The organism is Winogradskyella sp. PG-2, assembly GCF_000828715.1.
Classification (GTDB): domain Bacteria; phylum Bacteroidota; class Bacteroidia; order Flavobacteriales; family Flavobacteriaceae; genus Winogradskyella.
Map to the genome: position 1 here is coordinate 1968192 of NZ_AP014583.1, position 13787 is coordinate 1981978.

At 30.7% G+C, this 13787-nt stretch carries 12 protein-coding genes and 1 pseudogene; 6 read left to right on the forward strand and 7 right to left on the reverse strand.

Annotated elements, in window-relative coordinates:
• The first annotated feature begins 23 nt into the window (after positions 1–23).
• From WPG_RS08745 to WPG_RS08770, 6 genes are all read left to right on the forward strand, one after another.
• The gene (locus WPG_RS08745; RefSeq protein ID WP_045471393.1) at positions 24–953 is read left to right on the forward strand and encodes a mevalonate kinase; all 930 of its coding nucleotides are present in this window, start codon (positions 24–26) and stop codon (positions 951–953) included.
• A 51-nt stretch (positions 954–1004) separates the two neighbouring features.
• The gene (locus WPG_RS08750; RefSeq protein ID WP_045471396.1) at positions 1005–1907 is read left to right on the forward strand and encodes a geranylgeranylglycerol-phosphate geranylgeranyltransferase; all 903 of its coding nucleotides are present in this window, start codon (positions 1005–1007) and stop codon (positions 1905–1907) included.
• A gap of 3 nt (positions 1908–1910) precedes the next feature.
• Complete coding sequence (locus WPG_RS08755; protein ID WP_045471399.1) at positions 1911–2867, forward strand: carbon-nitrogen hydrolase family protein; 957 nt, start codon at positions 1911–1913, stop codon at positions 2865–2867.
• A gap of 20 nt (positions 2868–2887) precedes the next feature.
• Positions 2888–3556 carry a hypothetical protein gene (locus WPG_RS08760; RefSeq protein ID WP_045471402.1) on the forward strand — a complete coding sequence of 223 codons (669 nt, stop codon included), beginning with the start codon at positions 2888–2890 and terminating at the stop codon, positions 3554–3556.
• Positions 3557–3761: 205 nt separating this feature from the next.
• On the forward strand, positions 3762–4601 hold the full coding sequence (locus WPG_RS08765) for a pseudouridine synthase (RefSeq protein WP_045471405.1): 840 nt from the start codon (positions 3762–3764) through the stop codon (positions 4599–4601).
• Between the two features lie 156 nt (positions 4602–4757).
• Entirely contained in the window at positions 4758–7055 is a 2298-nt protein-coding gene (locus WPG_RS08770; RefSeq protein ID WP_084221553.1) for an ATP-binding protein, read from the forward strand.
• 4 nt (positions 7056–7059) lie between these two features.
• Here WPG_RS08770 and WPG_RS08775 read toward each other — a convergent pair whose 3' ends face one another.
• The 7 genes and pseudogenes from WPG_RS08775 to WPG_RS08805 all read right to left on the reverse strand — a co-directional run bounded on the left by WPG_RS08775 (position 7060) and on the right by WPG_RS08805 (position 13657).
• Entirely contained in the window at positions 7060–8001 is a 942-nt protein-coding gene (locus tag WPG_RS08775) for a transglutaminase domain-containing protein (protein ID WP_231850159.1), read from the reverse strand.
• 141 nt (positions 8002–8142) lie between these two features.
• The gene (locus WPG_RS08780; protein ID WP_045471411.1) at positions 8143–8580 is read right to left on the reverse strand and encodes a carboxypeptidase-like regulatory domain-containing protein; all 438 of its coding nucleotides are present in this window, start codon (positions 8578–8580) and stop codon (positions 8143–8145) included.
• Positions 8581–8739: 159 nt separating this feature from the next.
• On the reverse strand, positions 8740–10173 hold the full coding sequence (locus WPG_RS08785) for a glycoside hydrolase family 47 protein (RefSeq protein ID WP_045471414.1): 1434 nt from the start codon (positions 10171–10173) through the stop codon (positions 8740–8742).
• 59 nt (positions 10174–10232) lie between these two features.
• Positions 10233–10610 (reverse strand): annotated as a pseudogene (locus WPG_RS17765) (DUF2200 domain-containing protein).
• 107 nt (positions 10611–10717) lie between these two features.
• Positions 10718–10990, reverse strand: a complete 273-nt coding sequence (locus WPG_RS08790; RefSeq protein ID WP_045471417.1) for a hypothetical protein — start codon at positions 10988–10990, stop codon at positions 10718–10720.
• 1076 nt (positions 10991–12066) lie between these two features.
• On the reverse strand, positions 12067–12903 hold the full coding sequence (locus WPG_RS08800; RefSeq protein WP_045471422.1) for an NmrA family NAD(P)-binding protein: 837 nt from the start codon (positions 12901–12903) through the stop codon (positions 12067–12069).
• A complete protein-coding gene (locus tag WPG_RS08805; RefSeq protein ID WP_231850160.1) occupies positions 12866–13657 on the reverse strand; it encodes a helix-turn-helix domain-containing protein in 792 nt (263 codons plus the stop codon). Before WPG_RS08805 ends, WPG_RS08800 begins: the two co-directional genes overlap by 38 nt.
• Positions 13658–13787: the final 130 nt, after the last annotated feature.

A 13787-nucleotide genomic window follows, 5' to 3' on the forward strand; every position in this document is an offset into this window, starting at 1 on the left:
GTTAAAGCAATGGCTTACAAATCATGAAGGGACCACTATTTTATTCTAAGATTCTTTTATTCGGTGAATACGGAATCATTAAAGATTCTAAAGGCTTATCTATTCCTTATAATTTTTATAATGGAGCATTAAAGGTAGATGAAAATCCTACTGAAGTTGCTAAAGATTCTAACGCTAGTCTAAAACGTTTCGTTGCTTACCTAAGTAAATTAGATAAAAATTTAGTAACCTTTGATATAGAAAACTTACAAAAGGATGTAGATGGTGGTATGTACTTCGATTCTTCAATTCCTCAAGGTTATGGAGTTGGAAGTAGTGGTGCATTAGTGGCTGCGATTTATGATAAATATGTTTCGGATAAGATTACAGTTTTAGAAAATTTAACGCGCGAGAAGCTATTAAAATTAAAGACTATTTTTTCTGAAATGGAATCTTTCTTTCACGGAAAGTCTTCTGGTTTAGATCCTTTGAATAGTTACTTAAGTCTTCCTATTTTAATAAACTCTAAAGATAATATTGAAGCTACTGGTATTCCGTCTCAAGAGACAGAAGGTAAAGGAGCTGTATTTTTATTAGATAGCGGTATTGTAGGAGAAACAGCACCTATGGTTAGTATTTTTATGGAAAACATGAAGAATGAAGGGTTCCGTAGTATGCTCAAAGACCAATTTATAAAACATACCGATGCTTGTGTAGATGATTTTTTAAGAGGAGATGTAAAGTCTTTATTTAAGAATACTAAACAATTATCTAAGGTGGTATTGAATAACTTTAAACCAATGATACCAAAGCAATTTCATGAACTTTGGAAAAAGGGTATCGAAACTAACGACTACTATTTAAAACTTTGTGGCTCAGGTGGTGGAGGTTATATTCTTGGGTTTACTGAAAATATTGATAGAGCTAAAGAAGCCTTAAAAGGTCAAAAATTAGAAGTAGTCTATAACTTCTAAAAGTTTCTGTTATTCTGTTTTAAATCAGAATCTCACCAAAATTTTGTTTTTATGTTATCAAGAAAGCAGAAGCATATTATTCTCAAATTTTTCAGCCTGTTTTCTGTAGTACGAGGCTACAATATATTGGTTGTAGTTATTGCACAATATTTAGCATCAATCTATATTTTCGCTCCAGATAAACCTATTAAGTCAGTACTTTTTGATATTAATTTATTAATGCTAGTCTTAGCATCTTCTGCAACAATCGCAGCAGGTTATATTATCAATAATTTCTATGACTCAGAAAAAGATTTAATTAATAAGCCGAGAAAGACAATGCTAGATCGTTTGGTAAGTCAAAACACGAAGCTGTCATTTTATTTTGTGCTTAATTTTTTGGCTGTTGTTTTTGTCAGTTATGTGTCTTTTAAAGCAGTTATCTTTTTTGCATTATACATTTTTGCTATCTGGTTTTACTCACATCGTTTAAAGAAGCAACCTATGACTGGTAATATGGTCTCTGCTATATTAACAGTGATTCCTTTTTTCGCAATTTTCATTTATTATAGAAATTTTGAATTAGTGGTTTTTGCACATGCGATATTTTTATTCTTATTAATATCCATGCGAGAATTAGCTAAAGATTTAGAGAATATAAAAGGGGATTTAGCTTTAAATTACAAGACTATTCCTGTCGTATATGGAGAAAAAACATCTAAATTAATGCTAACTATTGTAGCAGTTTTGACAATTATTTCTGCTATTATATTGATCTTGTTTTTCAAAATTGGACATATGTATTATTTCTTTTACCTCAGTGTAATGTTACTTATTATTTTTCTACTTATACTTTGGAAATCGAAAACTAAAACACACTATTTAATCCTTCATAATATTCTTAAGTTTATTATTGTAGCTGGTGTATTTTCTATTTTATTAATTGATGTATCTATTGTTTTAAATCGTATCTAAAAGATGAATACTAGTTTAAAAATTGGAATGGCTCAAATCGCACCAGTTTGGTTAGATAAAAGTGCCACATTAAAGAAGATTGAAAATTCTATAATGGAAGCTGCTAAAGAAAATTGTGAACTCATAGTTTTTGGCGAAGCCTTATTACCAGGTTATCCATTTTGGTTAGCATTAACAGGAGGAGCAGAATGGGATAAAAAAGTGAATAAAGAATTACATGCACATTATGTGAGTAATTCCATTTGTATAGAAAAAGGTGAACTAGATTCTGTTTGTCAATTAGCAAAGAAAAATGAAATCGCCATTTATTTAGGTGTTATGGAACGACCAACAGATAGAGGAGGTCATAGTATCTATGCGTCTTTGGTTTACATTAATGAAGAAGGTAAAGTACAATCTGTACATAGGAAACTTCAACCTACTTATGATGAACGTCTAACTTGGGCACCTGGTGATGGTAATGGTTTACAAGTACATTCGCTAAAAGCATTTACTCTTGGTGGATTGAACTGTTGGGAAAATTGGATGCCTTTACCAAGAACAGCTCTATATGGTCAAGGAGAGAATTTACATATTGCGGTATGGCCAGGAAGTAATCATAATACAAAAGATATTACAAGGTTTATAGCTAGAGAATCTCGATCTTATGTTGTTTCAGTATCGAGTCTTATGTCTAAAGCAGACTTTCCAAATGGAACACCTCATTTAGATACTATTCTTAAAGATGCGCCAGATACTTTAGCAAATGGTGGCAGTTGTATTGCTGGCCCAGATGGTGAATGGCTAATAGAACCTGTGTTGCATAAAGAAGGTTTAATTATTCAATCTATAGATTTTAATCGCGTGTTAGAAGAGCGTCAAAACTTTGATCCTGTTGGTCATTATTCTAGACCAGATGTTACAAAACTGATTGTCAATACCGAACGCCAAACTACAGTAGAACTGAAAAAGAACAACTAAATTTCTAGCGACGCTTAATTTTGAATAGACAAAAGAAAACAGAAATTCTTGTACACTGTGCACAAATAGTAGCAGGACTTCTAATTATTATTCCTTTTTTCAATGCGACTTCGTGGACAAGGTTTATTGCATTAGCAGGGTTTTTATTAGTCATGTATAATTTAATTTGGTTTGTAAGAAACTCAGAAGAAATTCTTTACGAAATCTTTCCTACAAAACATAAAAGAGAAAAAAACCCAAGTTTTAAACATAAGATTTGGCAACATATTTCTGTTGTTTTATTTATGGGAGGGTTATTTTTTCTAATTTTTCAAATGGATAATATTGAAAATATAATAGAAGAACCTAAGTTTTGGAAAAGCTTTGCTTTAGTTGGTTTTGTAACCGGAATACTAAGTTTGTTTTTAATAAGGCTAATTAGACCTTCGGTTTTTGATGAGAGTGGAAGGCGCTATGCTATAATATTTGGCTTCATTCTAGGGTTTATGTCTATTTCAGCTGCAAGTGCCAGTTATTTTAACTCTAAATATGCAACTTCTAACATTGTTAAATCTGAGTTTATCGTAGAGCGAAAAAGTTTTGGTGGTAATCGAACAACAGCGTATTGGATTTTTATTGACATAGACAATTCTACAAAACGTTTTGAATTGAAAAAAACCTGTGGGATCAGATACAAGAGGGAGACATAGTTTTACTAGAAATTAAAAAAGGATTTTTTGATTATGATTATGTTCATAAAATTAGACTTAAAACAATTGTTAAAAATCATTCAAGATCTAAAGTTAGTTTTGCCAAGCTAGAGTAATCAGTTTAAAGAAGAACTCTTTTACTAATTTTAGACCATAATAGGTTATGAGTTAAGGTTGAGGTATATTTGCGCAAAATTTAGGCACTATGAGCAGAAATAAAGAAAGCAGAGGAAAAGGGAAATCTTCAGTAAGCCAAAATAACAAAGCAAAACCACAAGGTTTTAAAAATCGTAATACTCCATTTAAAAAGAAACAAAAGCCACAGAAACCATCTAATCCAGATGAGATTCGTTTAAATAAATATGTCGCTAATTCTGGGATGTGCTCTCGACGAGAAGCAGATGAAAACATTGCTATAGGTTTAGTCTCGGTGAATGGGAAAGTGGTTACTGAAATGGGTTATAAAGTAAAACGCACTGACGAAGTTCGTTTTGATGGTCAACGTATCACTCCAGAAGCCAAAGCTTATGTTCTGTTAAATAAGCCAAAAGGTTTTGCTACAACAACAGCAGAAGGGAAAGGAAGAACAGTTATGGATTTGGTGTCTAATGCAACTAATGCTAATATTAAACCGATTGGACGTTTAGGTAGAAATTCCTTGGGCTTATTATTGTTTACTAATGATGATGTAGTTGTACAAAAATTTACGAATTCTAAAAATGGTGTTGCTCGATTATTTCAAATAGAGTTAGATAAAAACTTGAAATATGAAGACCTTAAAAAGATACAAGAAGGTTTTAAAGTAGAAGGTAAGCTGATTGCTGTTGAAGAGATAAGTTATATACAAGGCGAGTCTAAAAACCAGATTGGTATTAAAATTAAGAATACAGGAAATACCATTTTACGTACCATTTTTGATCATTTTAATTACGATATCGTAAAAATTGATTGTGTAGCAATTGGTCACTTAACCAAAAAAGATTTACCACGAGGACATTGGAAACATTTAACTGAGCAAGAAGTAAATACTTTAAAAATGCTTTAATCATGGCCTAATTCTTCAAATAAGTTTTATAAAAGATACACCAGTTTTTTTTAATTTTCTTGCAACAAGACCTGTTAAAGTGCATATAATTTCGGTATAATCCTGTTTTTCAGTAAATAATACTTATATTTCAGTCCCAAATTATCTAGACTTAACATGAAATTCCTGAAAAAAACCTTAGGGCTAATTGCCTGTTTTATTTGTTTGTATTCATACAGTCAAAAGCAAAATAGAGATTTTGACTTAGAACAAAGTCCTTTAACTTCCATAATAGATTTATTACCTGAGATATCAATTGACTCAACAGAAAGTGAAATTTCTACTCATGTAGAAGCAATGATAGAATGGATGACTGAAGAGCATTATAAATCTAGTTATGCTCCAATCTTAATTTATGCAGAAAAAGGATTGTCTTTAGCAGAAAGAAGTCCTAATATCGATCATATACATAATGCAAGAGCAGTTATAGGCAATACATTGATTCGCATTAAAGATACAATCAGAGCTAAAAAATTATTTTTAAAGTCACTATCGGAGGCAAAAAAGACAAATGATAGTTCTCTTATTTTAAAATCTAAAGGGAATCTTGCAAACATTTATTATTATACGGAAGGTTATAAAGATAAAACGATAAGCTTATATCTTGAAAGCATTGAAATAGCATTAAAATTAAAGGATACAACCAAGTTATTCGTGTTGCATCATAACTTATCAAGAGCTTTTAATGAAGCTAAAAAGCCAGAACGTAGTGCTTATCATATAGATCAGACAGAATTTTATCTTAAGCTTTTAAACAATCCGCCGCATTATAAAGCAAGTCACCTTCATAATAAAGGCAGAATGTTTCTTTTATTAAATAAACCTAATGATGCTATTAAAAATTTTCAACAAACAATAAACATTAGTGAGACTGCAGAATATGCTGATGCATTAATTGAAGGTTATACAGGTTATAAGGAGGCTCTTGAAATGAAAGAAGATTATAAAGGTGTCTATGAAATTAATAAAAAGTTAGAGGTATATAAAGAGAAAAATGAAGAGAACGAAGCTAAAAATATTATTGAATCTGTTAGTGCAAAATTGAAAGTTGAAAATTATAAAGATCAGATAAAATCCAAAGAGCTAGAAAAAGAACTATTAGAGCATCAGGCAGAAGCTAAGACACTTTTACTTTTTGTTGTTTTAGGTATTCTAATTTTTATCTCAATAATTTTTTTGCAAACTTATAAATCTAATTTGAAACGCAAGGGGTTAATAAAAAACTTAAAGGATAAAAATCTAAAGTATTTAGAAGCTAAAAAGCAAAGTGATGAACTTACTAAATCAAAGGCAAAATTTTTTGCAACTGTAAGTCATGAGTTAAGAACTCCACTTTATGGGGTTATTGGATTAAGTTCTATTTTATTAGAAAATAATGAGGTGAAAAAACACGAAAAAGATTTAAAATCCTTAAAGTTTTCTGCAAATTACTTATTAGCTTTAGTTAATGATTTGTTGCACATTAATAAAATCGAAAGTAACAGTTTCTCAGAAGAGGAATCTACTTTTAACTTAAAAGAACTAACGTCTACAATAGTGTCTTCATTTGAGTATGTTAGACTTCAACATCAAAATGAAATTAGTATAAACATTCACAAAGATATTCCATCTTTACTGCGTGGAAATTCTGTTAGATTATCTCAGATTTTAATGAATCTAATAGGTAATGCGTGCAAGTTTACTGAAAAAGGTAAAATCAAATTAGAAATTAATAGCAAAGAACAATTTGAACATATGGTCAAAATCCAATTTGTTATTAGGGATACTGGTCCAGGTATAGAAAAAGCTAAATTGAAACAGATCTTCGATGAGTTCACTCAAATAGACTCTATGTCAGGTAAGTATCAAGGTACAGGATTGGGCTTACCAATTGTTAAGAAACTAGTAGAGCAAGCAGGAGGTGTTATATCAGTAGAAAGTGAATTAGGTAGAGGTTCAAAATTTAGCTTTGATTTAGATCTTACTATTTCTAATGAATTAGATAATGATAGTCCATCACCAATTTTAAATTTCAAGCAATTATCTAAAAAACGAATACTTATTGTAGAGGATAATCGTATAAATCAGACGGTGACAAAAAGAATTCTCGAAAATGAGAATGTAGAATGTATGATTGCTCAAAATGGTGAGGAGGCTGTTAAATTCGTGAAAGAAAACACATTCGATTTAATATTAATGGATATAAATATGCCAATTAAAAATGGTATTGAAGCAACAAAGGAAATAAGAACTTTTAATCAAGCGATACCAATTATTGCTTTAACGGCTGTAGAGATTGAAGAACAAAAGTATAAGATCTTTGATAGTGGTATGAATGATATTGTTCTAAAGCCATACGATATAGATAAATTTAAGAAAACTATAATTTTAAATTTAACCGCTAAATATAATGATTCATATCGTAAGCTAGGATAGGTGATTAAGGTTTATTTACTTCAACCGTGTATGTTGAGATTAAACTGCCTTTGATGTAGAAGTGTACATCAAAAAATCCATTAGAATTAAATTGATGTTCTAGAATTAATGAAGTATCATCAATTAGAATAGAAGTAGTTTTAGTTTTCCATAAATTAAAACCACTATCTATTAAAAATTTTATGTCTTCCTCTTTTAAGATCTCTTTTAATTTATACTTAAAAGTAACCTTTTGATGCTTTTTAATAGTATGATGCATTCGTTTTGGAAACTCATGAAGTGATAAGGTCTTATACGCCTTTCCATAGATAATAGGGTATGCCAAAAAACTTTCAAAAGAAGGAATGTCTTCTTCTAAAAGCCACCACTTCTTATCAATAGGAAAGTGATTAACGGCAAAAAGTTCTGGTTGTGTTAAAAAGAATCCGTTATTATAATTAAAAGAAAAGTGATTTGTTGCAGGATCTGGAGTTCCGCTAGCCCAAGTAGGATCGCATAGGTACCATTTGTTGTCTAATTTCACAGCATTCCATGAATGATTAGGCAAATCTAAATTTTCAATATCGGTTGTGCTAACACGACCATAACCTTGTACTATTTCACATTCAATATTAGAAAGTTGAGCTAGTTTTTTTACTAAATAAGCATAGCCAGTGCAAATGGTTCGTTTTCGCTTTAATAATTTTTTAAAAAGTGCTCTCCTAAAATCTCTATTCCAAGTTTTAAATTTTAAGCTATCATCTTTAAAGCGCTGGCGCTTATGTTTGTTTTTAAGATATAAACCATAGTCATTAGCAATATTGGCACAAACCCAACGATAAATAGCTCTAAAGCGATCTGCGTCTGTATTTAGATTAGAGGTGAGTTTATAAGAGAGGTCAGGTAGGTTTGTAAGGTCTTCGTAATTATAAGATAGAGCTATACTATCCGCTTTTTTAAAATTCACACTTTCAAAATCAGAGATTTGAGCATGAAATAGTAACGAAAAAAGAAATAAAAAAAGAAATTGTAGTGATTTCAAAAAAGCTGAACTATTGTCAATTATTGTATAGTTGAAATCTAAAACTAGACTTCAACTATACTTAATTTAATTTTTTTTGCGTTTAGATTTATAAGGCTTAGCAGAATCTAATGCTCCAATCATTTCTACTAAATCTTCTGTTAAAACTAATTTAATAAAAGTAGTATCATCTTTTATAGTAACCTGTTGGTTTTCAAAACCTAAATAGCTAAAGATTAAAACATCTCCTGTTTTAAGTTTTACTGGGAAAGTAAATTCACCATTAGAATCTGTGTTTACACCAGTACGCGTTCCTTGAAGAACAATATTTACACCCGGAAGTGCACCATCTTCTGTGCTAACAAGGCCTTTTATAGTGCGCTCGTTAGATATAACTTCTTTAGTTGGTGTAGAATTGGTTTGCGCATAGGTTGGATTAAAACTAAGTAGTGCAAACATCATAATGCCGATAAGGTTAATAACCTTAAGGGTTTGTTTTTGAGATAATGTTAATTGTGTTTTCATAATATCTTTGTTTTGTTTACATCTAAACTAATTGCTTTGGTTAAAGATATGAAATAGGGTTGAGTTATCCAGAGGATTGGTTGAGTAAAGTATGGGTTTTGATTAGTGAAGTTTTGTAGTTATGCTAGAATTAGTCATCAATTATACAAATGATTGTCCTTATTTAATTCCCAAATACGTTTTTACGTTTTCTTTCTTAAAATTGTTTTTTAAAAAAGGATGAGCTTCAGTATTAAATACGTACTCATTAAAATTAAAGACATCTTTATTCACTGATGCTAAATAAAAATACTTAAGAGTTTCAGCACAAAAATATGTAGCTATGTAATCTTTTTCCTTCATCGTACGTACGTCAGATACAGCATGAAAAGCAATTTCATTCATACAGCAGCTTTTTATATCTGACCAATATTTTTGAATCATTTTTAAATATTTTTCCTTGCCTGTGATTTGATGCAAATAGTATGCAGATTCTATTATTTCAGGATTTAATTCTGAGTTGCCATATTCAATTTTGTCTTCACAATACAGGTATCTGGTTGGCAATAAACCATATTTATCCCATAGCCAATCCCAAGTTGCCATAATATTTTCTGCGTTCTCTATATCACCATGAAGTGCTTGTATGGCTGAAAAAAAAGCATCATAAAGTGACATAGATTGTTTCACTATTTCACCAGTTTCCATATTTACACATGCATAAAATTGTCTTCCATTATAATCATCTGAATAGTACTGGTTAATTTTCGCAATACTATACTCCCAAACCTTTTCTATTTCGGGATCAGGGAAGAGCAAGTTACTTTTAAATAAGTATTCATAATAAGAATCCATTCCTGCTTGAAGGTAAGACCAGTTATTAGTCCATTCACCTGATTCTACATTAATAAGATCACCTGGAAATCCAATGTTCGATTTCCTTTTAAAAACGGCCATTGTTGCTTTCTTTGCTGCCTGATAATATTTAGGATTCTGTGAATAATAGCTTAAGATTCCGAATTCAAATAAATAAGTTGCTGCTTGTGCTGTATTTACAATATTCCCACTGCCTTTTCCGTGGTTGCCACTTGTTTTTCCTGTCTTAAGATTTACGGAATGATAAGGAATACCTGTTGGTGAATTAAATGCAGGTAATAATCGATCTCCAAAATCGATGGCTTTAGATAGAACATCAGGGTTTTTAGTAATATCATAAATGGCTAATAATCCACCAAGAATTCTAATGTTTACCTCAAATACTTGAACATATACATCTTTATCCCAGTTCATTTTGAGTGCATAATTCTCAATTTCTTTTGCCTCTTCTTTTAGTCCCATTACAGATAATGTACTATATGCATCTATTGGCGAAATTCCTAGTGAATGCTCATACCAATTAAATCCAGATTTAGATAATGGTAGTAATACATCCTTACCCCAAGCATAGGTTTTATAAGCATTCCAAGATCGAAGCATTTGTGCTTTAATCTCTGAAGATTCGTATTGTAATATGTCCTTGGAATTTAGATTCGTAGTTGATTTTTGCTTTTTTTCGGAATTAATGCAAGATGAAAATATAAGTAAAGCAATAAAAATAAAATTTTGGAATTTCATTATTTTTTCAAATTAGATCTATTTAAGAAAATCAATCATAGGCTTATTACACACCAGTATTATTTCTTTTCTACACGCAAAATTTTCTCCATTTTTCGACCTTTTGCCAATTCATTAATTAGCTTTTCCATTTGTCTTCATTGCTTATATAATTCAAACTCATCTTCTATTTCTTCAATACGATAACCACAAACAACTCCTTTAATCATGTGTGCATTGGGATGGATTTTTGCTTTTTCAAAAAATGTTCTAAAGGTTACTTTCTCTGCAATAAGGGTTTGTAATTTATTGTCATCAAAACCAGTGAACCACTCTAAGACCTGATGGAACTCCGCTCTTGTTCTACCGTGTTTTTCTGATCTATTCCAGTAAAGAGGTTAAATAGATGCAAAGATCATATTCGCAACTTTTTCATTTTTTTCAGATGTAACCTTCATTTTTTATTCCGTTTTATAATTCAGTTAAATAAATTTCCAATTATTGCAATCAGAATTATAATTCCGATTACTGCTCCAGAGATAGCAATATATAATTTCATAACTTTCTATTCATCTCTAAAGTCCGAAATCAGATGAGATTCCGTATTCGCAACAATTCCATTATTCGTCACGATCCGGTCAATGTTTTCCATATCAGAGTCGAGTAGAAAATATCTAATTGAGTCTCCAAATGGTTGCTCATTTATGTTAGCGTAAAATTTTATTCCGCTTTTATGTAATTCAGATTCGAATATGATTTTATCTTTTAGTAAAACATAAAGCTTGTAATATTCTTTGAGTTTTATGTCAAAATTATTTTCAGACAAAGTTGAGTTCATATTGCACCCAATGTATTTGTGTGTTGTTGGTTACGTGGTTAAGCAACTAAGTTAGCAAACAAATCACAGATAGAAAATTACAGCGGATATAAACGTAGTGAACTGGTAAAGCAATTTTCGTAAGTCGCCAGTGACCTAGCAATTAATTATAAACGTTGTTGTGCTATCGTTATTTTTATAAAATTACTATCAGTCATTGCACTATTAATAATCAGTTTAGTGATTGTCTGTTAGATATTCATTAATCATTTCAAGGTTTTTTTAACTTGTTTTTGGGCCTCACTAAAACCTGAAAGTTGAACAGATCTATTGTGTTTATTGTTTCTCAATATTCCAATAAACTCTATGTCATTAATAATATAGTTTAAAGCTGATAAGTCTTTCGGTCTTTCTAAATTCCTAATGTTTAGAGGAAAACCATATTTGATAAGATAATCACGAAATAAATTTAAACTGTACATAGAAAGACCTTCAAAACTTGTATTGTTAATCTGGTTTGAAAATTTAGAACAGTATATGGTCAAGTTATTATGCAAAGAATCTCGCAAGATGTTCGTTCTCGGGTGTTTATTCAATTTGTTGTATCCGAAATTTAATGGATCAAAAGATGTAACAGAATGAACTTTTGAAATAGCATTTAATAATGAGTCGGTTGACATATTATTACCATTAATTAATATATTGTCAATATTTTTATTGAATATTTTAATATAATCGATTTCCTCATTTAAATATAAAAGGTCTTGATTAAGGTCATTTTGAACTTCTTTTATAATTTGTTTTAATTCGTTTTTAAAAGTTACTTTTTGATTCCAATTACGACAAGTACAATTTCTCCAAGAGCATATTTAAAATACTTTCCAGTTTTATTTTTCTCCATAAGGTCGTATCGTATTTTTCTAAAGAATTTTATCATTGGTTATTGGCTGGTTATAATGAAGCACATCGTGTTCGTGTATGATTAGTAGCGAGCTAATATGCGCTACTTTTCGGAAAGTAAAATACAAAATTATAAAAGAATAGCGACTTGAATTAAGATTCAAATCGCTATTACTTGTGCGCGTTGTTAGTTATAGTTACTGAACTTCAACTTGACTCCATATCCCAGTTTCAGCAGTTTCTTTTGCATATTCTAGAAATGTTTTCGCTTTTCTGCCTAGAACTCGTTCAATATCATTAACTACCATTTGATTCTTTGGATTGGTTAAAACATGACTAAATAAATACTCGATTAACCAAACAACATCATTAGGTATTTGCATTTGCTTCATACCATCAATATACTGTTCTAATGTGATGTCATAGAAGTTTAATGGTCTGTTACTAGTCTTTGAAATGATATTCACAATATCCTTAAAAGTGATTAATTCTGGACCAGTTACCTCAATAATTTTACCATTATAAGTATCATCTAGTAAGACAGTTGCTGCTACTTCTGCAATATCATTAGCATCTACAAATGGAATTAAAACATCAGACAACGGTAATGCCACTTCTCCAGATAGAATAGGTTCTAAAAAGAAACTCTCACTCCAATTTTGGTTAAACCAAGAAGCTCTGACTATTGTATGATTCATGCCAGAATCCATTATAATTTTTTCACATGCTTCTGCTTCGATTTCACCTTTTCCAGAAAGTAATACCATTTTTTTAACTCCTAATTCTATAGCTAAATGAGTTAAACTTTCTATGGCTTCTTTGGCTCCTGGAACAGCTAGGTCAGGATAATATGTGACATACATTTTTTCAATGCCGTTTAAGGCTTCTATCCAAGTGTCTTTATTATCCCAATCAAAGCTTGGTGTTGCTTGTCTTGAACCAATTCTAGGCGTAATTCCTTTGTTTTGTAATTGTTCAACTACTCGGCGACCAGTCTTACCAGTTCCACCAATAACTAAAATGTTTGATTTCATAATTTTTGTTTTTTGAATTATGATACAAATCTATAGCAGCTATAAACCAACGACTTATTCGATAAGAATTATGATTTATTCGAAAAGAATTTTGAACTTTGCTAGGTCTATAGCCAAACTTTCTTTCAAAAGCGTTAGAGAAAGAACCTAAACTATCGTAACCTACAGCCCAAGCGGCTTCTTGAATTGTTTTTTGTTCGTTTTTAATTAAACTGTAGGCTTTTTTTAAGCATTCGTTTTGTAAGTATTTGAAAACAGGAACGCCAAACTGCGCTTTAAATTCTATTTTAAGGGTATTGGTATTGGTTCCAATTCTGTTGGCCAATTCTGTTAAGGAAGGTGGATTCTCTAAATCGGATAATAAAATTTCTTGGGCAAGATTAATTTTTTCAAGTTGCGAAGTATTAAATCTTGTGTTTTGTTGTTTTGCTAATTGCGCAAAATAATGAGAAAGTAAAGCAGTGATATGACTTTTATAAAACATCATTTTAATCTCACCCTCGTAAGTATTGCTAAAGAATTGTTCCACTAATAGAAACATTTCGGGGCTCATATTAAATACAGGGCCTTCTACATAATGATCTTTAGGGTGTACTAACTGATATAAAAATTGTTCCAAGAATTGACTTTCACCATTAGGTAATTTGTCTATGTTTCTTATTGTTGTAGCTATTACTAAACATTGCAGCGATTTTAGTTTGGAAACATGATGTTCAAACTCTACTTTGTCAGCTGCGTAAAATGATAAAACCATGCCTTTGGTATGATGGAATTCTTTGGTTTTTCCATCAAATTTTACGTTAAGACCAACATCTCCTGCACCATAAAATGCGATAGCTATTATAGGCTCGTCAAAAAAGCATCAATCGATTAAATTGTTGTCG

Bases quoted from the DNA above. Each gene is read 5' to 3' on its own strand.
- WPG_RS08780 (WP_045471411.1), bottom strand. From the start codon at position 8,580: ATGAAAACACAATTAACATTATCTCAAAAACAAACCCTTAAGGTTATT.
- WPG_RS08755 (WP_045471399.1), top strand. From the start codon at position 1,911: ATGAATACTAGTTTAAAAATTGGAATGGCTCAAATCGCACCAGTTTGG.
- WPG_RS08805 (WP_231850160.1), bottom strand. From the start codon at position 13,657: ATGGTTTTATCATTTTACGCAGCTGACAAAGTAGAGTTTGAACATCAT.
- WPG_RS08750 (WP_045471396.1), top strand. From the start codon at position 1,005: ATGTTATCAAGAAAGCAGAAGCATATTATTCTCAAATTTTTCAGCCTG.
- WPG_RS08800 (WP_045471422.1), bottom strand. From the start codon at position 12,903: ATGAAATCAAACATTTTAGTTATTGGTGGAACTGGTAAGACTGGTCGC.
- WPG_RS08785 (WP_045471414.1), bottom strand. From the start codon at position 10,173: ATGAAATTCCAAAATTTTATTTTTATTGCTTTACTTATATTTTCATCT.
- WPG_RS08745 (WP_045471393.1), top strand. From the start codon at position 24: ATGAAGGGACCACTATTTTATTCTAAGATTCTTTTATTCGGTGAATAC.
- WPG_RS08765 (WP_045471405.1), top strand. From the start codon at position 3,762: ATGAGCAGAAATAAAGAAAGCAGAGGAAAAGGGAAATCTTCAGTAAGC.
- WPG_RS08790 (WP_045471417.1), bottom strand. From the start codon at position 10,990: ATGAACTCAACTTTGTCTGAAAATAATTTTGACATAAAACTCAAAGAA.
- WPG_RS08770 (WP_084221553.1), top strand. From the start codon at position 4,758: ATGAAATTCCTGAAAAAAACCTTAGGGCTAATTGCCTGTTTTATTTGT.